The following is a 19339-nucleotide window of genomic DNA, read 5'->3' as shown; positions in this document are numbered from 1 at the left end:
GTTAGTCCCCCGCCAGCAGTTTGGCCTTGATCGTCGGCCAGTGTTGCTTGAGGTGATCTTTGAACCCGGTGATGCCGATGCCATCGACACCGGCCGCGCCTTTGTTCTTGATCACTCGATCATAGGCAAGCCACAGGTTGCCGCGTTCGCACACGACCTCCATCAGCCCGCCTTCCTGCGCCTTCTCCGCTTTGGTCCGCAAACGGGTCGTCACGCCAGTCTCGGCACCATGCAAAGCCCCCTCGGAGTTCCGCCCCGATTCTTCTTCGCCGGTATTCACTTGCCGTGAATCATCTGCCTTCATCAACTGTCCGTGTGTTCCCGCCGCCTACTCGCGGCTTTCAATGTTCGGCCCTTCGGTCCGTACCGGCACCTACTATGGCCTCGGCTGACTTCTGCACGAGCCTCCCGACACCTCTCGATGTCCGTAGCACAGAGGTTTCCCTCGGCACCCGTGCAGATCTCCCCGGGTATTGCGCACTCACCTTCACGCTTATGCCTGTCGGATATACGTCACGGCGTTCCGTGCAAGTTTCGGGCTTTGACGATAATGGCCGCCTCACCCCGCCGTGCCGCCTCCTATCCGCTTCCTCCCCCTCAAGGGGGGACCGAGGTGTTCGTCAGGCCAGCGCTTTGCCTTCGGCTTCCTCCAGATTTCCAGTCACCCAGAACACCCTTGCCGTTCAGCTAACTCTTCCCCTTGCCGGGCGAGTAGAGGACTTTCACCTCCAAGTAAGTGCGCCCTGCCGGGCGCACTATGAAAAAAGCCAGCTCAAAAGAGCTGGCTTTTCGTGCTACCTGCAACCGATTAGCTATTGCTGATTGCCGCTTGCGCCGCAGCCAGGCGGGCGATTGGCACGCGGAACGGCGAGCAGCTCACGTAGTCGAGACCGACGCGGTGGAAGAACTCCACCGAGGCCGGATCGCCACCGTGTTCGCCGCAGACGCCGAGCTTGATGCCAGGACGCGATGCGCGGCCCTTTTCGGCGGCCATCTTGACGAGCAGGCCAACACCCTTCTGGTCGATCGACTGGAACGGGTCGGTTTCGTACATGCCGTACTCAAGGTAGTACGGCAGGAACTTGCCGATGTCGTCACGCGAGAAGCCGAGCGTCATCTGCGTCAGGTCGTTGGTACCGAATGAGAAGAACTCAGCCTGCTTGCCGATGCTGTCAGCGACCAGCGCGCCGCGCGGCGTCTCGATCATGGTGCCGAGCAAGTACGGCATCGTTTCGTTACGCTCGGCGAAGACGGCGTCGATCGTGCTGCGGATGACCTTGGCCTGCGAGTTGAACTCGCGCACCGTACCGACCAGCGGAACCATGATTTCGACCTTGACGTCACGGCCCTTGGCGCGCGCGTTCAATGCGGCTTCCATGATGGCGCGGGACTGCATCTCGGTGATTTCCGGGTAGCTGATGCCGAGACGGCAGCCGCGATGGCCCATCATCGGGTTGGCCTCGTGCAGGTCGTCAACGCGGTGCTTGATTTCCTCGTACGAGATGCCCATTTCGCCCGCCATGGCGCGCTGGTTGACTTCGTCGTGAGGCAGGAACTCGTGCAGCGGCGGGTCGAGCAGACGGATGGTGACCGGCAGGCCGTCCATTTCCATGAACAGGCCTTCGAAGTCGCCGCGCTGGATCGGCAGCAGCTTGGCCAGCGCCTTGCGACGGCCAGCTTCATCCTGGGACAGGATCATTTCACGCACCGACTTGATGCGGTCGCCTTCAAAGAACATGTGCTCGGTACGGCACAGGCCGATACCGACGGCACCGAAGGCGCGAGCGACCTTGGCATCGGTCGGCGTATCGGCGTTGGCGCGGATCGCCAGACGCTTGAACTTGTCAGCCAGCGTCATCAGCTTGCCGAAGTCGCCGGAGAGGTCCGGATCGCTGGTCGGCACCTGGCCTTCGTAGACACGGCCGGTCGAACCATCGAGCGAGACCCACTCGCCTTCGTTGTAGACCTTGCCTTCGACGGTCATTGTGCGATTCTTCGGATCGACGCGAACCGCGCCGGCACCTGAGACGCAGCACTTGCCCATGCCGCGTGCCACGACGGCCGCGTGCGAGGTCATACCGCCGCGGGCGGTCAGGATGCCCTTGGCGACGGCCATGCCACGCAGGTCTTCCGGCGAGGTTTCCTGGCGGACGAGGATGACTTGCTTGCCCTTGGCGACCCACTCTTCGGCTTCGTCGGCGAAGAAGACGACCTGGCCGGTCGCGGCGCCCGGCGATGCCGGCAGGCCCTTGGCGATGACCTTGGCGCTCTTGATCGCGCTGCGGTCAAAGACCGGGTGGAGCAGCTCGTTCAGACGATCCGGCGTGACGCGCATGAGTGCGGTCTTCTCGTCGATCATGCCCTGTTCGAGCATTTCCATCGAGGTGCGCACGAGCGCGGCGCCGGTACGCTTGGCAGAACGCGTCTGCAGCATCCAGAGCTTGCCTTCCTGGATGGTGAACTCGATGTCCTGCATGTCCTTGTAGTGGTTTTCCAGCGACGTCTCGGTCTTGATCAGCTGAGCGTAGATCTCGGGCATGATCTCTTCGAGCGACGGGAACTTGGCGGCACGGTCGGCTTCGCTGACCTGCGCGAGTTCCGCCCAACGGCGCGAACCTTCGAGCGTGATCTGCTGCGGCGTGCGGATGCCGGCCACGACGTCTTCGCCCTGCGCGTTGATCAGGAATTCGCCGTTGAAGACGTCTTCGCCGGTCGCTGCATCGCGCGTAAAGGCGACGCCCGTGCCGCTGCTGTCGCCAAGGTTGCCGAAGACCATCGACTGGACGTTGACGGCCGTACCCCACGAGCTGGGGATGTCGTTCATCTGGCGGTAGAACACGGCGCGGTCGTTGTTCCAGCTCTGGAACACGGCCATGATGGCACCCCACAGTTGCTCCCACGGGTCGGTCGGGAACTCGCGACCGAGACGGGTGCGGATCATGCCTTTGAACTCGGCGACCATCTGCTTGAGGTCAGCTACGTCCAGCTGCGTATCGAGCTCGACGCCCTTCTTTTCCTTGATCTCGTCGATGATTTCTTCGAACGGATCGTGATCTTCCTTCGATTCGGGCTTCAGGCCCATGACGACATCGCCGTACATCTGGATGAAGCGGCGATACGAGTCCCATGCGAAACGTTCGTTGCCCGACTTGGCGGTGAGTCCGGCGACAGCTTCGTCGTTCAGGCCGAGGTTCAGGATGGTGTCCATCATGCCCGGCATCGATGCGCGCGAACCCGAACGAACGGAAACCAGCAGCGGGTCGGCGGAGTCGCCGAACTTCTTGCCCATTTCCTTCTCGACGAAGGCAACCCCCTGCTTGACATCAGCCTCGATCAGCTTGCGCACGGTATCGGCGCCCTGTTCGGTATACACCGTACAGACTTCGGTGCTGATCGTCAGTCCCGGCGGTACCGAGATTCCCAAACGGCACATTTCGGCGAGGTTGGCTCCCTTGCCGCCCAGCAGATTCTTCATGTCTGCGGCGCCATCAGTCTGCGACGGGCCGAAAACATATACGAACTTATTCGACATATAGACCTCAATAAACGGATAGTGAAATTGCTGAAACTGCTGACTTGACGCTAAACAAATACACTGGACGTTACACGTCTGGGGTCTTTTTTATTCTTCTTGAACCACTGACCCTCAACGCGTAACTATACCAAGGTTCGGCGGCTCTTTATTCAGTAGATTCGCGAGAGCAGAGCGAAAACAACGGCACGGCACACGAACCGTTCCCGAGTCGATCGCAAACACCGACAGCGATCAGCCGGCTCTTTCGAGCAATGCGACCGCTTCGGCGGAGATCCCCTCTTCCCGCCCGACAAAGCCGAGACGCTCGGCCGTCTTCGCCTTCACGTTGACACAGCTTTCCTCGACCTGCAGATCGGCAGCGATGCTTGCAATCATCGACGGGATGTGCGGTGCCATCTTTGGCCGCTGGGCATTGATCGTCGAATCGACGTTGACGACGCGCCAACCGGCCGCGCCGATCTTTTCGCGTGTGGCGCGCAACAATGCACGGCTGTCGGCACCACGATAGCGTTCGTCCGTATCCGGGAAGTGCCTGCCGATGTCACCGAGTCCGGCGGCACCGAGCAGGGCATCGATCAGCGCATGCAGCAGGACATCGGCGTCGGAGTGCCCCTTCAGTCCAAGTTCGTGCGGGATGTCGACGCCACCGATGATCAGTTTCCGCCCGGCCACCAGCGCGTGGATGTCGTTACCGTAGCCAATGCGGATCATGTCCGCCTCCCCTTGAGTATGTACTCCGCAAGCAGAAGATCGGTCGGAAAAGTCACCTTCAGGTTAGTCGAGTCGGCTCGCACCAGGCGCGGTTGCAGACCGGCGGCCTCGATCGCGCCGGCCTCGTCGGTCACCGCCGAGTTTCCTTCGAGAACCTTGCGCAGCAGCCCGTAGCGGAACATCTGCGGTGTTTGTGCCTGCCACATGCCGTCGCGCGGTTGTGTGGCGGCAACACGCTGATCGGCGTCGGCGCGCTTCAGGGTGTCTGCCACCGGAACGGCGAGCAGCCCGCCGACCGGATCTGCGTCGAGTTCGTCACACAAGGCAGTGAGCATTTCCTGCGACAGGCAGGGGCGGGCGGCGTCGTGCACGAGCACCCAGTCGTCTCCGCCGGCCTCGTCGGCGATTGCCGCAAGCCCGTTGGCAACCGTTTCGGCACGCGTCGATCCGCCACGGTACAGCACACGCAGTTTGTCACCCATCGGCGACCAGTCGAAGGATGCCCACCACTCGTCACCGGGTGAAAGGACGACCCAAACGGCATCGATACGGTCGCAGCGGCAAAGTGCGGCGAGCGCGTGAAAAATCATCGGTTCTCCGGCAAGCGCGAGGTATTGCTTGGGGACTTCCGAACCGAAACGAGCGCCGCTACCGGCGGCGGGGACAATGGCGAAATGGCGTGTCATTCAGCGATTCTAGCGGAAAGACGGCCAGCGACGCCTTTGGAACTGTCGTACCGGACCACGCTTGCCATGACCGTTCTACGTTCCTATAGTGAATTCGAGGAGGTCATCCATGAGCAAGGATTCTCGCCCAGCGGCCGTCGCCGGGATGTTCTACCCGGAGTCCGCCGCGCTGCTCGCCGGCACGGTGGCCGGGATGCTGGATCGGGCCGCCACCAATCCGCCGCTACGCCCCAAGGCAATCATCGTGCCGCACGCCGGCTATATCTATTCCGGCCCGATCGCGGCCAGCGTCTATGCGCCCATCGCAGTTCTGCGCGGGAGCATTCGCCGCGTCGTGTTGCTCGGTCCGACTCACCGTGTCTTTGTCGAAGGGCTGGCCGTTCCCACGTGTGCCACGTTTTCCACTCCGCTCGGCAAGGTGGCGATCGATCGAGAAGGTATCGCCGGCATCGCCGACCTGCCGCAAGTCATCATCAGCGACGAGGCTCATGCGCAGGAACATTCGCTGGAAGTCCAGCTGCCCTTCCTGCAAACGGTACTCGGCGACTTTCTGCTGCTGCCGCTCGTGGTCGGCGAAGCGTCGACCGAAGACGTCGCCGAAATTCTCGAACGCCTGTGGGGCGGCGACGAGACATTGATCGTCGTCAGCTCCGACCTTTCGCACTATCTGAACTACGAGACCGCCTGCCGCACCGATTCGCGCGCCGCGCGCCAGATACTTGATCTCGACCCGACGCTGAATCACCAACAGGCGTGCGGCGCAACGCCGGTGAACGGCTTGTTGCTCGCGGCTCGCCACCACAAATTGCATGGGAAGCTGCTCGATCTGCGCAACTCGGGCGATACCGCCGGCGACAAGGCACGCGTCGTCGGTTATGGCGCTTTTGCTTTTACCGACTCACACACAGGAGAGACTCCGCATGCGCACTGATCCCCTCGGGCTCGCGTTGCTGGCCATCGCGCGCAACGCCATCGAAAAACAGTTCGGACGCAGTGCCCGTACGGTCATTCCGCACCCGGCACTGGCAAATCCGGCGGCGACTTTCGTCACGCTGACGCAGAACGGTGATCTGCGCGGATGTATCGGCAGCCTGGAGGCGCATCGGCCGCTGGCGCAGGACGTCGCCGAAAATGCGGTCGCCGCGGCGTTTCGCGATCCACGCTTCGCGCCGCTCGGCGAAGACGAACTCGATTGCACCCGCGTTGAGGTTTCCCTGCTCGAAACTCCCGAGGCGATGGACTTCAAGGACGAGGCCGATGCCCTTGCCCAACTGCGCCCCGGTCTCGACGGACTGATCCTGACGCATGGAAGCCGGCGGGCAACCTTCCTGCCGCAGGTCTGGGAAAGCCTGCCCGAACCGCAACGCTTCATGTCGCAACTCAAACTCAAAGCAGGCTTGCCGGCGTACTTCTGGGACGACGACATCAGCCTCGCCCGCTATGGCGTACAAAAATGGAAAGAGACTTGAAAACGCCCGAATCCGCGCATCCGGCGCGCTGGTGGCACGCCATCGAGGGCGGGCGCATCCAGTGCGACCTGTGCCCGCGCGACTGCAAGCTGCACGAAGGCCAGCGCGGCGCCTGCTTCGTCCGTCAGAACATCGAACAGAAGATGGTCTTGACGACGTATGGCCGCTCGTCCGGTTTCTGCATCGATCCGATCGAGAAGAAGCCGCTCAACCATTTCTACCCTGGTTCGGCCGTGCTCTCGTTCGGCACGGCCGGCTGCAACCTCGCCTGCAAGTTCTGCCAGAACTGGGATATCTCGAAGTCGAAGGACATGGACCGCCTGATGGATGCTGCCAGTCCGGAAGGCATCGCTGGTGCGGCCTCCGCCTACGGCGCCGAATCGGTGGCGTTCACTTACAACGATCCGGTGATCTTCGCCGAGTACGCGATCGATACGGCCATCGCCTGCCACAAGCAGGGCGTGAAGACCGTCGCCGTCACGGCGGGCTACATCCACCCGGATCCGGCAAAAGAGTTCTTCGCCGTCATGGACGCGGCCAACGTCGACCTCAAAGCCTTTACCGACGACTTCTACGTCAAGCTCTGCGGCGGGCATCTGCAGCCGGTTCTCGACATGCTCGCCTACATCCACCATCAAACGAGCTGCTGGCTGGAAATCACCACACTTCTGATCCCCGGCAAGAACGATTCGCCCGCCGAGATCAAGGCGCTTGCCGAGTGGGTTGCGAGAGAGTTGGGCCCGGACGTCCCGCTGCACTTTTCCGCATTCCATCCCGACTGGAAGCTCGACGACCTGCCGCCGACGCCCGCATCAACGCTGACGCACGCGCGCCGCATTGCGATGGATGCCGGCCTGCACTACGTCTATACCGGCAACGTGCACGACACCGAAGGCGGAACCACCTTCTGCCCGGCGTGCGAGGCGGCCTTGATCGAGCGCGACTGGTACAACATTCGCCATTACGACTTACCGGCCGACGGCTGTTGCCCGCACTGCCAGATGCCGATCGCCGGGCGCTTCGGGAAATTCGGCAAGCCCTTTGGCTCGCAACGCATCCCGGTGCGGCTGGCCCGGCGATGATCGACGCCATGGCCGAGTTCTTCCCCTACGACCTTGGCCGCACGGAGCGCTTGCCCGTATCCATCCGGACGGAACATGGAACACTGCATGGCGAACTGGCGCTGATTGCCAATTCACCCGGTCTCGTCGTCCTCGCGCACGACACGCAGAAGCTGGACCGGCGCGATCAGTTGCTCGCGCGCTACTTCCAGCACGCAGGTCTTTCCACCTTAAGCTTGGATCTCGTTGCAGCCCACGAAGAGAACTACCCGGACGTGCACAACAACGTCCCCTTGCTCGCCAAGCGATTGATCGATTTTCTGGGGTTGATCAAACACCGGGTACAAATGGGCGAGCTCGCCGAGCAACCTATCGGGCTTTTTGCCGCCAACGCCACATCGCCGGTGGTTGTGCGAGTAGCTTCATTGCGCGATCACGATATCGCCGCCATCGTCTGCCGCGGTGGACTGATCGACCTGGCCGGTGTGCTCTACCTGCGCTCGCTCACCTCCCCGCTCCTGCTGCTGGTCGAGGAGAAAGATGAACTCCACGCTGCCAGCAACCAGCGGGCGCTCGCCGAGGTCACTTGCCCCAAGGAGCTGCGCCTGATCCCGGTGATCGGCGTCGACTACGCGATCTCCAGGGGATTCGAGCAGCACGTCCGCGAAGCCACGGTGTGGTTCAAGCAGTACTTTGCTGCCGCCGCAACGCCTCCCTGATCAGGGAACACGCCGGATGAGCAACGGTCGCGCTCTACTCGGCCAGCTGCTGCGCAAAGCGGACGCCCGCTGCGTAGCGCGGATCGTCGCGCAACGCCGCTGCGTCAAGCGCCGGCTGCTTGGGGACGAGGCGCCCGATTCGTGCCGAGCGAGCCGGATCGAACGCCGGTTGCCAGCGACTCAGCACCTCGCCGACCGATTCGGTCGAGTTGCACACCAGAAGCATGTCGCAGCCCGCTTGCCAGGCTGCTTCGACGCGCCCGACGATGTCGCCCGCGACACCGGCGGCCTGCATTGACAGATCGTCGCTGAACACCACGCCGTCGAAACCGAATTCGTCACGCAGCTTGCCGATCCAGACCGGTGAAAACCCGGCCGTGCGCGAGTCGATCTTCGGGAAGATCACGTGCGCCGGCATCACGCCATCGAGCTTGAGCTGACGGTACGGCGCCATATCGGCCGCGAGTTCATTCAACGATCGCTCGTCAATCGGCAAGGAATGGTGCGAATCGGCCTCGGCCCAACCATGCCCCGGGAAATGCTTGCCGCAGGCCCCCATCCCGGCCTCTCGCAACCCTTCGATCAGCGCTCCGGCGAGTTGAACGACAACCGACGGATCGCGGTGAAACGATCGCGTGCCGATCGCGCTGCAACGCCCCCAGTCGAGGTCGAGTACCGGCGTGAAGGACAAGTCGACACCGTTCAAGCGGAGCTCGGCCGCGAGGACGAAGCCGATGCTGCGCGCAGCTTCGATCGCTTCCGTGGGATTGGTTTCCCACCGCGCGCCAAGGCTGCGCATGGCCGGTAGGCGGGTAAAGCCCTCACGACAGCGCTGCACGCGCCCGCCCTCGTGGTCGATGGCGATCGGCAGCTGCGGCGTGCGCAAGGCGTGAACCTCGGCCGTGAGCCTCTGCAATTGTTCGGGCGACTGGTAATTGCGCGCGAACAGGATCAGCCCACCGACCAGCGGATGGCACAAACGCTCGCGATCGTGGTCGGTCAGTTCCAGCCCGACGATGTCGATCATCACCGGACCATAGGGCAGCGCTTTGGGTTCACTCTTGAAGGGACTCATGCATGCTCCAGGACAACAAAGGCCAGCGCGAACTCCTTCTCGTCGCTGATCGAAAGATGGGCGACCAGCCCGCGCTCGGCGAGCAGCTGCGCGAGTTCGGGCGCGTAGGAAAACGATGGCTTGCCGAGCGCATCGTGCTCGACGGCGATGTTCGGCAAAGTCGCCGGCTTGGAGACACCGATGCCGAGCGCCTTGCCGAGCGCCTCCTTGGCGGCGAAGCGCTTGGCGAGGAAGCGTGCCGGATCGGTGGCGCGCGCGAAGTCGGCGCGTTCGCCAGGCGCAAGCAGCTTTTCCAGCGCGCGCGCGCCGTGCCGCGCGTAGAGTTGCCCGAGCCGCGCGACGGCGGCGATATCGGTACCGACGCCGGCGATCATTGCCCGAACGCTTGCGCCTCGCGCATGAGCAGTTTCATCTCGCGCACCGCTTCGCGCAGGCCGACGAAGACAGCGCGGCTGATGATCGCGTGACCGATGTGCAATTCACGAATGCCCGCCAGACGCGCCACCGGCTGCACATTGAAGTAGTTCAGCGCATGGCCGGCGTTGAAGCGCATTCCGTGCGCCCGGATCGCATCGCCGGCAAGACGGATCTTCTCCAGTTCCGCCAGCACGGCCGGGCTTTCCGAATCGCGTCCCTTGTGGTGAAACGCGTGCGCGTATGGCCCGGTGTGAATTTCGCACACGCGCGCGCCGATACGCGCCGCGGCATCGATCTGGTCGATCTCGGCGTCGATGAAGACGCTGCTGATGATGCCGGCGTCGGTGAAGCGGTCGATCGCCTTCTTGAGCTTGGCTTCCTGCGAAATGATGTCGAGGCCGCCTTCGGTCGTCACCTCGTGGCGGCCTTCGGGTACCAGCATGGCCATTTCCGGTTTGAGACGGCAGGCGATTTCAACCATCTCGTCGGTCGCCGCCATTTCGAGGTTGAGCTTGATCTGCGTCAGCGTGCGCAGCTTTTCGACGTCCGCGTCCTGGATATGGCGACGATCCTCTCGCAGATGCACGGTAATCCCGTCCGCCCCGCCCAGATGCGCCTCGACGGCCGCCCAGGCCGGCTCCGGCTCGTAGGTGCGGCGCGCCTGACGAATGGTGGCCACGTGGTCAATATTTACGCCCAGTTCGATCATAGTTCGTTCAACTCCAAAAAAATCTTGCGTGTTTCCAGGCTCTTGCCGCCCGTGTAGTGGGCAATCAGTGTCCGCATCAGCTGTTTGGCCTCGATCAGCGAGCGCGGATCGGAGAAATCCGAGTTCGCCAGGTCGATCAAGGTCTTGCCGCAGATCGACAGCGCCGAACTGCCCGCACGGGCCAATCGCACCGGCCCGCGCTCGATCTCGTAGGCATAGTGTCCGGCGGCATCGACGGGTAATCCTTGAGTGTCATGCGCCAGCGTCAAGCCGTACCCGAGTTCCTGCAGCAGCGCGCGCTCGAAACAGCGCAAATCGGCTTCCTGAACGCGATCGGAAAAGCGGCGCAAGGTTTCAGCATATACCGAGAACAAACGCTCATGCGCGTCTTCACGCGGCAACAGATGCATCAGGAGTTCGTTGAGGTAGTAGCCCCAGAACAGTGACCGACCGGTCAGCAGCGGCTGGCCGCCCTGCCATTCGGCCTTCATCAGCGTTTGAACCTCCCCCTTCCCCGCCCACGCCAGCTCAAGTGGTTGAAAAGAGAGCAGCAAACCGCGCAAAGCCGAACGCGGTCGGCGCGCGCCACGCGCGAGCAAGGCAACGCGCCCAAAATCGCGCGCAAAGACTTCGACGATCAGGCTTGTTTCGCGAAACGGATAGGTATGAAGCACGAATGCCGGCTGCCCGTCGACCCTTTGCCGGTGCATCGTTTGTCGCTCTTTACCGTTGGATTACTCGTAACCGAGGCTCTTGAGCAATCGCTCGTCGTCCGCCCAGCCGGACTTGACCTTGACGAAGATTTCGAGGAAGACCTTGCCGTCGAACAAACGCTCCATGTCCTGACGCGCCTCGGTCGCAATCCGCTTCAAGGTCTCGCCGCCCTTGCCGATGACGATGCCCTTGTGCGCCTGACGATCGACGACAATCGCCGCGCTGATGCGGCGCAGGGCGCCGTCAAGCTCGAACTTCTCGACTTCGACCGTGGCGGCATACGGCAACTCGTCGCCAATCAGTCGGAACAGCTTTTCACGGATGTACTCGGACGCGAGGAAACGCTCGCTCTTGTCGGTAATCTCATCCTCGGCATAGAGCAACTCGTCGTTCGGCAGATGCTTGCGCACCTCGTCAAGCAGCACATCGAGCTGACTGCCCTTGGCTGCACTGACCGGAACGATGGCGGCAAACGGATGCGCCTTGCCCAGTGTGTCGAGCAACGGCAGCAGCTTCGTCTTTTCCTTGATCTGATCGATCTTGTTGACCGCCAGGATCACCGGCCGATCCGGCGGCAGAAGCTTGATCACCGCCTTGTCGCGCTCATCGAAATGGTCGGCGTCCAGGACGAAAATCACGACGTCGACATCCGAGAGCGCCTGCGTCACACCGCGATTCATCGCGCGATTGAGCGCATTCGTGTGCTTCGTCTGGAAACCCGGGGTGTCTACGAACACGAACTGTGCATCGGGGCGAGTGAGAATCCCCATGATGCGATGACGCGTCGTCTGCGCCTTGCGCGATACGATGCTGATCTTTTCGCCGATCAGATGATTGAGCAGCGTCGATTTGCCGACGTTCGGACGGCCGACGATGGCGATGGTGCCGGATTTGAGTTTGTTCATGGTTGCTGCAATCTTTCCAGCGCGCGCTCGGCGGCTATCTGTTCGGCCGCTCGGCGACTCCCGGCGTACCCTTCGGTCCGGACATTCCTCGATCCGATCTCGCAGACGATGCGAAACTGCTGGACATGGGCCTCGCCTTCCGTTGCGATCAGCGAGTACTTCGGTAATGGCAACCGTCTGCCCTGCAGGTACTCCTGCAGACGCGTCTTCGCATCCTTGATCGGTTGCCCGGGAACAATGGCGTCGAGTTTGCCGCGGTACAAGCGAGCGATGACCACGCTCGCTGCCTCATGTCCGGCATCGAGCCAGATCGCGCCGAACAGTGCCTCGAGCGCGTCCGCCAGGATCGACGGACGTTGTGCGCCACCACTTTTCATTTCTCCATCACCGAGTCGCAGATATTCGCCGAGCGATAGCGAGAGCGCCAGTTCGTGCAGACTGTCCTGACGCACGAGGTTGGCGCGCAAACGCGAAAGATCGCCTTCTGGCAGTTCCGGGAAACGATCGTACAGTTGCCGGGCGATGACCCCGTTCAAGATCGAGTCACCAATGAACTCGAGCCGCTCGTTGTGCGGTGAGCTATGGCTACGGTGCGTCAGTGCGGTTCGCAGCAGCGCGGCATCGGAAAAGGTATGGCCGATCGCCTGCTCAAGTCGACTGGACATGCGGCTTATTCTTGCCCCGATGAGGAGCCTTCGAACTCGATCACCAGACTGACATTCGCAAACAGGGGGATACGCTTTTCGTAAGCGAAAGCGATCACGACATCGCCGCCCTCTTTCGAGATATCGAGATCAGCGGGAGACACGGTCTGAGTGTGATCGACCTCGGCGTACCTGCCGTACATCGCACGAATCTCGGCCACGGTTTTCCCGTTGGCGTTGGCAGCAGTCGCGGTAACGCCCTTCTTGATCTTGTAGTAGTCGATGACTTCCGGCGCGACCTTGATTCCGAGCAGAGCCACGATCGCGATAATCACGCCCCAGATCAACAACCCCGAGAGGGCCACACCACGCTGTTTGTCCATTGAACTTCCTCTACCGAAACGAACCGATCCGTTTCAGGTCGCTGAAATTGAACCAGATGAAAAACGCCTTGCCGACGATGTTTTCCTCGGGGACGAAACCCCAATAACGGCTGTCGCGACTGTTGTCCCGGTTATCGCCCATCATGAAATAGTGGCCGGACGGCACGGTACAGATCACACCCGCATTATTGTAGAGGCAATTTTCGCGATGAGGAAACTGCGAGGCATCTGAGATGAATCCGGGCGCATCGTCGTCGTTCAGCGTTCGATGCTCGAAACCGTCAGCTTTTTCGACGAACTGCTTCGAGTAGTAGAGCCGCTCCGGATGAAGGTAATCATCGACACGCGTCGTCTCGATCGGCTGGCCATTAACCGTCAACCGCTTGTTCTGATAGGCCACCTTGTCGCCGGGCGTGCCAATCACCCGCTTGATGTAGTCAAGCGACGGATCTTCAGGGTAACGAAACACCATGACGTCGCCCTTCTTCGGGTCATTGATATCGATGATCTTCTTGTTGAGCACCGGCAGGCGAATGCCGTAGGTGAACTTGTTAACCAGGATGAAATCGCCAACCTGGAGCGTCGGGATCATCGAGCCCGAGGGGATCTTGAACGGCTCAACGACAAAGGACCGCAAAGCGAACACCAGCAGGATCACGGGAAAGAAGCTCGCCCCGTATTCAACCCACCACGGATCCTTGGCGTCCGGACCCCGGCGTTTGGCAAAAACGAAGACGTCCGCCGCCCAGATCGCGCCGCTAACGAGCAACAGACAAAACAGGATCAATGCAAAATTCAAGGCGCAGCTCCCTTATTTTCCGACGCGCAAGACGGCGAGAAACGCCTCCTGCGGAATTTCGACGGTACCGACCTGCTTCATCCGCTTCTTACCGGCCTTCTGCTTTTCGAGCAGTTTCCTCTTCCGCGTGATGTCTCCACCGTAGCACTTCGCCAGCACGTCCTTGCGCATGGCCTTGACGTTCTCGCGCGCGATGATGTTGGCACCGATCGCCGCCTGAATCGCCACGTCGTACATCTGGCGCGGAATCAGCTGGCGCATCTTGGTAGCAAGTTCCCTTCCGCGGTAGATCGAGTTGGCGCGGTGTACGATCATCGACAAGGCATCGACCTTGTCGCCGTTGATCAGAACATCCAGCTTGACGACGTCTGCCGCCCGGAACTCTTTGAACTCGTAGTCGAGCGACGCGTAGCCGCGGGACACCGACTTCAGTTTGTCAAAGAAGTCCATGACGACTTCGGCCATCGGCATTTCATACACCAATTGAACCTGGCGCCCGTGATAGGTCATGTCGACCTGATTGCCGCGCTTCTGATTGCACAACGTAATTACGTTGCCAAGATAGTCCTGCGGCACGAACACGGTGATCGTAATGATCGGCTCGCGGATTTCCTCGACCTTCGTCTGCTCGGGCAGCTTTGCCGGATTTTCGACTTGGACGACCGATCCATCGCGCATCAAAACTTCGTAGACGACGGTCGGCGCAGTCGTGATCAGATCCTGGTCAAACTCACGCTCCAGCCGTTCCTGCACGATCTCCATGTGCAAGAGCCCGAGGAAACCGCAGCGGAAGCCGAAGCCCAAGGCCTGCGAAACTTCCGGCTCGTAATGCAGGGAGGCGTCATTCAGTTTTAGCTTCTCAAGCGACTCGCGCAACGAGTCATACTGGTTGGACTCGACCGGATAGAGTCCGGCGAACACCTGCGACTTGATTTCCTTGAAACCGGGCAATGCTTCCGAAGCCGGATTGTCAGCCAGGGTAACCGTATCGCCGACCTTCGCCGCCTGCAGTTCCTTGATCCCCGAAATGATGTAGCCGACTTGTCCGGCCTGCAAGGAATCCCGTTGCATCGCCTTGGGCGTAAAAACGCCGACCTGCTCGCACAGATAGGTCGTGTCAGTCGCCATCAACCTGATCTTGTCCTTCGGGCGCAAGGTTCCGTCAACCACCCGCACGAGCATGACAACGCCTACGTAGTTGTCGAACCACGAGTCGATCAACAGCGCCTTGAGCGGCGCTTCGGGGTCGCCCTTGGGCGCAGGAATGCGCTCAATAATGGCCTCAAGAATGTCCTGGACGCCCAAACCCGTCTTGGCCGATGCGAGAATCGCATGCGAAGCGTCGATGCCGATCACCTCTTCGATCTCTGCGCGCGCGTTGTCAGGCATCGCCGACGGCAGATCGATCTTGTTCAGCACCGGCATAACCTCGACGCCCAGATCGATCGCCGTATAGCAATTCGCCACCGTTTGCGCTTCGACCCCCTGCGATGCGTCGACGACCAGCAACGCCCCCTCGCACGCGGAAAGCGAACGCGAAACTTCATACGAGAAATCGACGTGCCCCGGGGTATCGATCAGATTGAGATTGTAGGTCTCGCCGTTCTTTGCCGTGTATTTCAGCGCAGCAGTCTGGGCCTTGATCGTAATGCCGCGCTCGCGCTCGATGTCCATGGAATCAAGCACCTGAGCTTCCATTTCCCGGTCCGACAATCCACCGCACAGGTGGATGATCCGATCCGCCAAGGTGGACTTCCCATGATCGATGTGAGCAATGATTGAAAAATTACGTGTGTGTTGCAGCATGACCGTGCCTGAAAAAAAGGGTGCCGGCGGGCACCCTCGTTTGTTTTGCCAGAAGGCGCGGATTCTATAGGATTTTCCTCAAATAATCACGGACTCCGGCGACATCGAGGAAGTGATGGCAAAGCTCCGTTCCTTCGTGAAGCAGCACCGGCACGAGCTCGTTATATTTCGCCTCAAGTGCCGTATCGGCATCGACATCGACCACGCGAACCGAGAAACCGAACTCGGTAGCGAGCGGCGCCAACGCCACCTCCATCGCGTGACAGAGATGACAATAGTCACGCGACACCAGCGTCAGTTGCCTCACTTGCGAGAAACTCCGACATCGATATAGGGCTGAAATTCACTGCTCGCCGCACTTCCGGATTGAACAAGACGCACTGCCGGGAAAGCGACAACCAAGCCACCCAGCGCACCGACAATTGCTCCCGGATCACCAGCAACCCCCACTCCCACAAACGCCCCGATCAGGAGCATCAGCAACGGCAAACCATAGGCAAGGAACGCCCCCTTACGCACAGCCCCCTCCGGAATCACGATATTCACAGCCTGACCAACATCACCTTGCCGCGGATTCAGGACGCGAAAGACTTGCGGCTCATTGCAAAGCATCTTGCCGATATTCACCCCGCCGCAACCACCGGGCTCGTGACATCGCCCGCAACCGGCATCGGCGATGCGAACGAGCGCGTAGTCCCCGTCAAGTGCAGTAATCGTGCCTTTGGTTTCATTCATTCGACGCACCGCCCTCAACACACCAACGACAAGTCACCAGCGGTGATCGGGGGCCGTATCGAGCATCGGCCGCAACTTCTCGGCAACGGCTTCACGCGCACGAAAGATGCGCGACCGCACCGTTCCGATCGGGCAATTCATTTCCTCGGCAATCTCTTCATAACTCAAGCCTTCAATCTCGCGCAGCACGATCGCGTTGCGCAACTCTTCCGGCAAGGCTTCCATGGCTGCGTTGACCGTCTGCCCGATCTGCTTTGATTGCAGGAGACGCTCCGGGGTATTGATGTCGTGCAGCTGCCCGGCATCTTCAAACGATTCAGCCTCGTCGGCATCAAAATCCGTAGATGTCGGGGCACGACGCCCCCTCGCGACGAGGTAATTCTTCGCCGTGTTGATGCCAATGCGATACAGCCACGTATAGAAAGCGCTTTCCCCGCGAAACGACGGCAAGGCACGGTAGGCCTTGATAAAGGCCTCTTGCGCAACGTCTTCAACTTCGGCGTGATCGCGGATAAAGCGCGATAACAGCCTTCCGAGCTTGCGCTGATATTTTTCAACCAGCCGCTCAAAAGCTTGCTTGTCGCCTGCCTGTGCGCGCTCGACCAATTCCTGGTCAATTTCGCGTTCGTTCATGCTATTTGGGTTCCCTGTCGGACTCAATCTAGTACTCTTCTACAGGAGTATAGCGCAACAAAAGTCAGGGCACCGTGAGCGTCTCAATATTTTCACCGAGCGAGAACTTTCCATTGCACCTGCGCCCGGGATGGCCAGAATTCGCCCAAAAGCACGTGATATAGTACCGCATCCCCCGAAGAGGAACGTACCGTGGTGCATCATTTCGATATTCTCGTGATTGGCAGCGGACTGGCCGGCCAATCGGCGGCTTTGCGCCTTGCGAACACACACAAAGTCGGCTTGATCAGCAAGCGCGGACTTGAAGACAGTGCTTCGGGCTGGGCACAAGGCGGAATTGCCGCCGTGCTGGATAGTCAGGATTCGATCGAAGCCCACATTCAGGACACTATCACAGCCGGCGCCTACCTTAACGACCCGGTCGCCACCCGGTTCGTTATCGAAAACGGTCGTCGGGCAATTGGATGGTTGATCGACCAGGGCGTCCCCTTCACGCGTGACACCTCTGGCTACCACCTGACGCGAGAGGGCGGACACAGCGCACGACGCGTAATCCATGTGGCAGATATGACTGGCTTGGCAGTACAGAACACATTGACCAAGAAAGTCCGCGAAAACCCGAACATCACCGTCCTCGAACAACACATCGCCATCGACTTAATCACCGGCGAGAAGCTCGGTCTTACCGACAACCGCTGTTACGGAGCATACGCACTCGATAGCGAGAGTGGCGACGTCATGACGATTGGCGCGCAACATACGTTGATTGCTACCGGCGGTGCGGGCAAGGTTTATCTCTATACGACGAACCCCGACACCTCAACCGGTGATGGAATTGCAATGGCGTGGCGCGCAGGATGCCGGATTTCGAACATGGAGTTCATCCAGTTCCATCCGACGTGCCTATACCATCCACAAGCCAAGTCCTTTTTGATCTCGGAAGCGGTCAGAGGCGAAGGTGGATTACTTTGTCTTCCTGACGGAACTCGTTTCATGCCCGATCATGACTCGCGCGGTGAACTCGCACCGCGGGACGTCGTGGCCAGAGCAATCGACTTTGAGATGAAGAAGCGCGGACTGGATTGCGTCTACCTTGATATCTCGCACAAACCAGCGAACTTCCTCCACGAACATTTCCCCAATATCCTGGCGCGGTGCCTTGAATTGGGCATCGACATTGCGCGCGAGCCCATCCCAGTCGTTCCGGCTGCCCACTACACATGCGGCGGAATCGTCACCGATCTTCATGCGCGCACGAATATACCGGGGCTCTATGCAGCCGGAGAGGCATCATGTACCGGTCTCCACGGCGCCAACCGACTCGCCAGCAACTCACTGCTTGAGTGCATCGTCTTTTCCGAAGCAGCATGTAATGACATCGCTACGCAACCCCGGATTAACATTCCGCCACTCCCCGAGTGGGACGAAAGCCGGGTGTCTGATCCAGACGAAGAAATCGTCATCTCTCACAACTGGGATGAGCTAAGGCGCTTCATGTGGGACTACGTTGGGATCGTGCGAACGACAAAGCGCCTCCAAAGAGCTCAACACCGCATCCGGCTTTTGGAACGGGAAATCAACGAGTTCTACTCGAACTTCCGAGTCAGTCACGACCTGATCGAACTAAGAAATCTCGTCCTTACGGCCGACCTGATCGTCCAGTGCGCACTGAAACGGCGTGAAAGCCGTGGCCTTCATTTCAGTCGAGATTATCCGGAACTGCTTGAAGTAGCGAGAAATAGCCGCCTCAGGAAACGGAGCCCCCTGCGCCGTTTGTGACGTCGACGGGCACCTGGGCACGCAACCACAAGCGCAGTTGCCGAAACCGCGCTTCCGGCATCTGATCGGAAAACAAGACAAGGCTCGTCACCTTGCTCTCATTCCCAATCCAGATTCGCAACAAAACCATGTGTCGATATACGGTGCTTTGCTGACAAACCCGCAACTTGACATGAGTCTCGCCCTTCAAGACACCGTCAAGTCGATCGCTCCCAAGAATTCTCAACCCTGCGACCGTAGGCGAGCTAAACGCCTTCCACCCAGAACAGATAACCAGCAGCACCAAAAACAAGCGCAGTAGCCAAGGACAAGGCACTGCGCACGCTGCGATAAACGCGACTGAATGGAACGCAATATTGACCAGAGCAAATCGAACGGAACGGCGCAACTCGATGATGATCGGAAATCGCACGCCGTTCGTTCTGGTTACTGCTAGATCCGTTTCATTACCACTGTAGCATTCGTACCGCCGAAGCCAAACGAGTTCGAAATCGCCACGTCGATCTTCATTTTCCGCGCTTCATTCGCACAATAATCGAGGTCGCACAACTCGTCCTGA

At 60.2% G+C, this 19339-nt stretch carries 22 protein-coding genes and 1 pseudogene; 5 read left to right on the top strand and 18 right to left on the bottom strand.

The features are described 5' to 3' along the window. Position 1: 1 nt before the first annotated feature. The 4 genes from KBA32_RS07805 to ispD all read right to left on the bottom strand — a co-directional run bounded on the left by KBA32_RS07805 (position 2) and on the right by ispD (position 4932). On the bottom strand, positions 2–304 hold the full coding sequence (locus tag KBA32_RS07805; protein WP_294357197.1) for a hypothetical protein: 303 nt from the start codon (positions 302–304) through the stop codon (positions 2–4). Between the two features lie 504 nt (positions 305–808). Further along, complete coding sequence (ppdK, locus tag KBA32_RS07800; RefSeq protein ID WP_294357195.1) at positions 809–3532, bottom strand: pyruvate, phosphate dikinase; 2724 nt, start codon at positions 3530–3532, stop codon at positions 809–811. Between the two features lie 234 nt (positions 3533–3766). Beyond that, positions 3767–4246, bottom strand: a complete 480-nt coding sequence (gene ispF, locus KBA32_RS07795; RefSeq protein ID WP_294357193.1) for a 2-C-methyl-D-erythritol 2,4-cyclodiphosphate synthase — start codon at positions 4244–4246, stop codon at positions 3767–3769. After that, positions 4243–4932: a 2-C-methyl-D-erythritol 4-phosphate cytidylyltransferase gene (gene ispD / locus KBA32_RS07790; protein ID WP_294357191.1), complete on the bottom strand. Its 690-nt coding sequence runs from the start codon at positions 4930–4932 to the stop codon at positions 4243–4245. Before ispD ends, ispF begins: the two co-directional genes overlap by 4 nt. Positions 4933–5041: 109 nt before the next feature. On the opposite strand from ispD, the gene amrB reads away from it, so the two are divergent. Genes amrB through KBA32_RS07770 form a run of 4 tightly spaced genes read left to right on the top strand, consistent with a single transcriptional unit; the run spans position 5042 to position 8181 of the window. After that, positions 5042–5863, top strand: a complete 822-nt coding sequence (gene amrB / locus KBA32_RS07785; protein ID WP_294357189.1) for an AmmeMemoRadiSam system protein B — start codon at positions 5042–5044, stop codon at positions 5861–5863. Beyond that, entirely contained in the window at positions 5853–6401 is a 549-nt protein-coding gene (amrA, locus tag KBA32_RS07780; RefSeq protein WP_294357187.1) for an AmmeMemoRadiSam system protein A, read from the top strand. The genes amrB and amrA overlap by 11 nt, the downstream gene beginning before the upstream one ends. Further along, positions 6398–7483, top strand: coding sequence for an AmmeMemoRadiSam system radical SAM enzyme (gene amrS / locus KBA32_RS07775; protein WP_294357185.1), 1086 nt, complete (start codon positions 6398–6400; stop codon positions 7481–7483). Before amrA ends, amrS begins: the two co-directional genes overlap by 4 nt. Then, positions 7480–8181 (top strand): hypothetical protein, encoded by a 702-nt coding sequence (locus KBA32_RS07770; RefSeq protein ID WP_294357183.1) that lies wholly within the window; start codon positions 7480–7482, stop codon positions 8179–8181. The genes amrS and KBA32_RS07770 overlap by 4 nt, the downstream gene beginning before the upstream one ends. Positions 8182–8215: 34 nt before the next feature. On the opposite strand, the gene nagZ is transcribed toward KBA32_RS07770, so the two are convergent. The 12 genes from nagZ to rpoE form a co-directional block, all read right to left on the bottom strand. Continuing rightward, positions 8216–9256: a beta-N-acetylhexosaminidase gene (nagZ, locus tag KBA32_RS07765; RefSeq protein WP_294357182.1), complete on the bottom strand. Its 1041-nt coding sequence runs from the start codon at positions 9254–9256 to the stop codon at positions 8216–8218. Beyond that, positions 9253–9630: a holo-ACP synthase gene (acpS, locus tag KBA32_RS07760; protein WP_294357180.1), complete on the bottom strand. Its 378-nt coding sequence runs from the start codon at positions 9628–9630 to the stop codon at positions 9253–9255. The genes nagZ and acpS overlap by 4 nt, the downstream gene beginning before the upstream one ends. After that, positions 9627–10382, bottom strand: coding sequence for a pyridoxine 5'-phosphate synthase (locus tag KBA32_RS07755; RefSeq protein WP_294357178.1), 756 nt, complete (start codon positions 10380–10382; stop codon positions 9627–9629). The genes acpS and KBA32_RS07755 overlap by 4 nt, the downstream gene beginning before the upstream one ends. Continuing rightward, a complete protein-coding gene (recO, locus tag KBA32_RS07750; protein WP_294357176.1) occupies positions 10379–11092 on the bottom strand; it encodes a DNA repair protein RecO in 714 nt (237 codons plus the stop codon). The genes KBA32_RS07755 and recO overlap by 4 nt, the downstream gene beginning before the upstream one ends. A 24-nt stretch (positions 11093–11116) precedes the next feature. Further along, positions 11117–12001, bottom strand: a complete 885-nt coding sequence (gene era / locus KBA32_RS07745) for a GTPase Era (protein ID WP_294357175.1) — start codon at positions 11999–12001, stop codon at positions 11117–11119. Beyond that, positions 11998–12666: a ribonuclease III gene (gene rnc, locus KBA32_RS07740; protein WP_294357173.1), complete on the bottom strand. Its 669-nt coding sequence runs from the start codon at positions 12664–12666 to the stop codon at positions 11998–12000. The genes era and rnc overlap by 4 nt, the downstream gene beginning before the upstream one ends. 5 nt (positions 12667–12671) lie before the next feature. Beyond that, on the bottom strand, positions 12672–13028 hold the full coding sequence (locus KBA32_RS07735) for a DUF4845 domain-containing protein (RefSeq protein ID WP_294357171.1): 357 nt from the start codon (positions 13026–13028) through the stop codon (positions 12672–12674). A 10-nt stretch (positions 13029–13038) separates the two neighbouring features. Beyond that, complete coding sequence (lepB, locus tag KBA32_RS07730; protein ID WP_294357169.1) at positions 13039–13827, bottom strand: signal peptidase I; 789 nt, start codon at positions 13825–13827, stop codon at positions 13039–13041. 12 nt (positions 13828–13839) lie between these two features. Then, positions 13840–15630: a translation elongation factor 4 gene (gene lepA / locus KBA32_RS07725; RefSeq protein WP_294357223.1), complete on the bottom strand. Its 1791-nt coding sequence runs from the start codon at positions 15628–15630 to the stop codon at positions 13840–13842. 67 nt (positions 15631–15697) lie between these two features. Then, the gene (locus tag KBA32_RS07720; RefSeq protein WP_294357167.1) at positions 15698–15940 is read right to left on the bottom strand and encodes a glutaredoxin family protein; all 243 of its coding nucleotides are present in this window, start codon (positions 15938–15940) and stop codon (positions 15698–15700) included. Beyond that, positions 15937–16368 carry a SoxR reducing system RseC family protein gene (locus tag KBA32_RS07715; protein WP_294357166.1) on the bottom strand — a complete coding sequence of 144 codons (432 nt, stop codon included), beginning with the start codon at positions 16366–16368 and terminating at the stop codon, positions 15937–15939. Before KBA32_RS07715 ends, KBA32_RS07720 begins: the two co-directional genes overlap by 4 nt. A gap of 33 nt (positions 16369–16401) precedes the next feature. Continuing rightward, positions 16402–17001, bottom strand: a complete 600-nt coding sequence (gene rpoE, locus KBA32_RS07710) for an RNA polymerase sigma factor RpoE (protein WP_294357164.1) — start codon at positions 16999–17001, stop codon at positions 16402–16404. A 192-nt stretch (positions 17002–17193) separates the two neighbouring features. Between rpoE and nadB the strand changes: the two genes are divergently transcribed. After that, positions 17194–18780, top strand: coding sequence for an L-aspartate oxidase (gene nadB, locus KBA32_RS07705; RefSeq protein ID WP_294357162.1), 1587 nt, complete (start codon positions 17194–17196; stop codon positions 18778–18780). Here the strand turns inward: nadB and KBA32_RS17090 are convergent. Both KBA32_RS17090 and KBA32_RS07700 read right to left on the bottom strand, forming a co-directional pair. Further along, positions 18749–19192, bottom strand: a complete 444-nt coding sequence (locus tag KBA32_RS17090; protein ID WP_367113760.1) for a protein YgfX — start codon at positions 19190–19192, stop codon at positions 18749–18751. The genes nadB and KBA32_RS17090 overlap by 32 nt on opposite strands. A 20-nt stretch (positions 19193–19212) precedes the next feature. Further along, positions 19213–19339, bottom strand: a pseudogene (locus KBA32_RS07700) (beta-ketoacyl-ACP synthase II); the annotation flags it as partial.

Origin of the sequence: Propionivibrio sp. (assembly GCF_017995515.1) — a bacterium.
Lineage (GTDB): Bacteria > Pseudomonadota > Gammaproteobacteria > Burkholderiales > Rhodocyclaceae > Propionivibrio.
Note: the sequence above shows the minus strand (reverse complement) of the source record. Positions and strands in the feature narration are given on the sequence as shown.

Excerpts from the sequence above, each read along its gene's own strand:
- KBA32_RS07805 (WP_294357197.1), bottom strand. The coding sequence starts at position 304 with ATGAAGGCAGATGATTCACGGCAAGTGAATACCGGCGAAGAAGAATCG.
- ppdK (WP_294357195.1), bottom strand. The coding sequence starts at position 3,532 with ATGTCGAATAAGTTCGTATATGTTTTCGGCCCGTCGCAGACTGATGGC.
- ispF (WP_294357193.1), bottom strand. The coding sequence starts at position 4,246 with ATGATCCGCATTGGCTACGGTAACGACATCCACGCGCTGGTGGCCGGG.
- ispD (WP_294357191.1), bottom strand. The coding sequence starts at position 4,932 with ATGACACGCCATTTCGCCATTGTCCCCGCCGCCGGTAGCGGCGCTCGT.
- amrB (WP_294357189.1), top strand. The coding sequence starts at position 5,042 with ATGAGCAAGGATTCTCGCCCAGCGGCCGTCGCCGGGATGTTCTACCCG.
- amrA (WP_294357187.1), top strand. The coding sequence starts at position 5,853 with ATGCGCACTGATCCCCTCGGGCTCGCGTTGCTGGCCATCGCGCGCAAC.
- KBA32_RS07770 (WP_294357183.1), top strand. The coding sequence starts at position 7,480 with ATGATCGACGCCATGGCCGAGTTCTTCCCCTACGACCTTGGCCGCACG.
- nagZ (WP_294357182.1), bottom strand. The coding sequence starts at position 9,256 with ATGAGTCCCTTCAAGAGTGAACCCAAAGCGCTGCCCTATGGTCCGGTG.
- acpS (WP_294357180.1), bottom strand. The coding sequence starts at position 9,630 with ATGATCGCCGGCGTCGGTACCGATATCGCCGCCGTCGCGCGGCTCGGG.
- KBA32_RS07755 (WP_294357178.1), bottom strand. The coding sequence starts at position 10,382 with ATGATCGAACTGGGCGTAAATATTGACCACGTGGCCACCATTCGTCAG.
- recO (WP_294357176.1), bottom strand. The coding sequence starts at position 11,092 with ATGCACCGGCAAAGGGTCGACGGGCAGCCGGCATTCGTGCTTCATACC.
- era (WP_294357175.1), bottom strand. The coding sequence starts at position 12,001 with ATGAACAAACTCAAATCCGGCACCATCGCCATCGTCGGCCGTCCGAAC.
- rnc (WP_294357173.1), bottom strand. The coding sequence starts at position 12,666 with ATGTCCAGTCGACTTGAGCAGGCGATCGGCCATACCTTTTCCGATGCC.
- KBA32_RS07735 (WP_294357171.1), bottom strand. The coding sequence starts at position 13,028 with ATGGACAAACAGCGTGGTGTGGCCCTCTCGGGGTTGTTGATCTGGGGC.
- KBA32_RS07715 (WP_294357166.1), bottom strand. The coding sequence starts at position 16,368 with ATGAATGAAACCAAAGGCACGATTACTGCACTTGACGGGGACTACGCG.
- rpoE (WP_294357164.1), bottom strand. The coding sequence starts at position 17,001 with ATGAACGAACGCGAAATTGACCAGGAATTGGTCGAGCGCGCACAGGCA.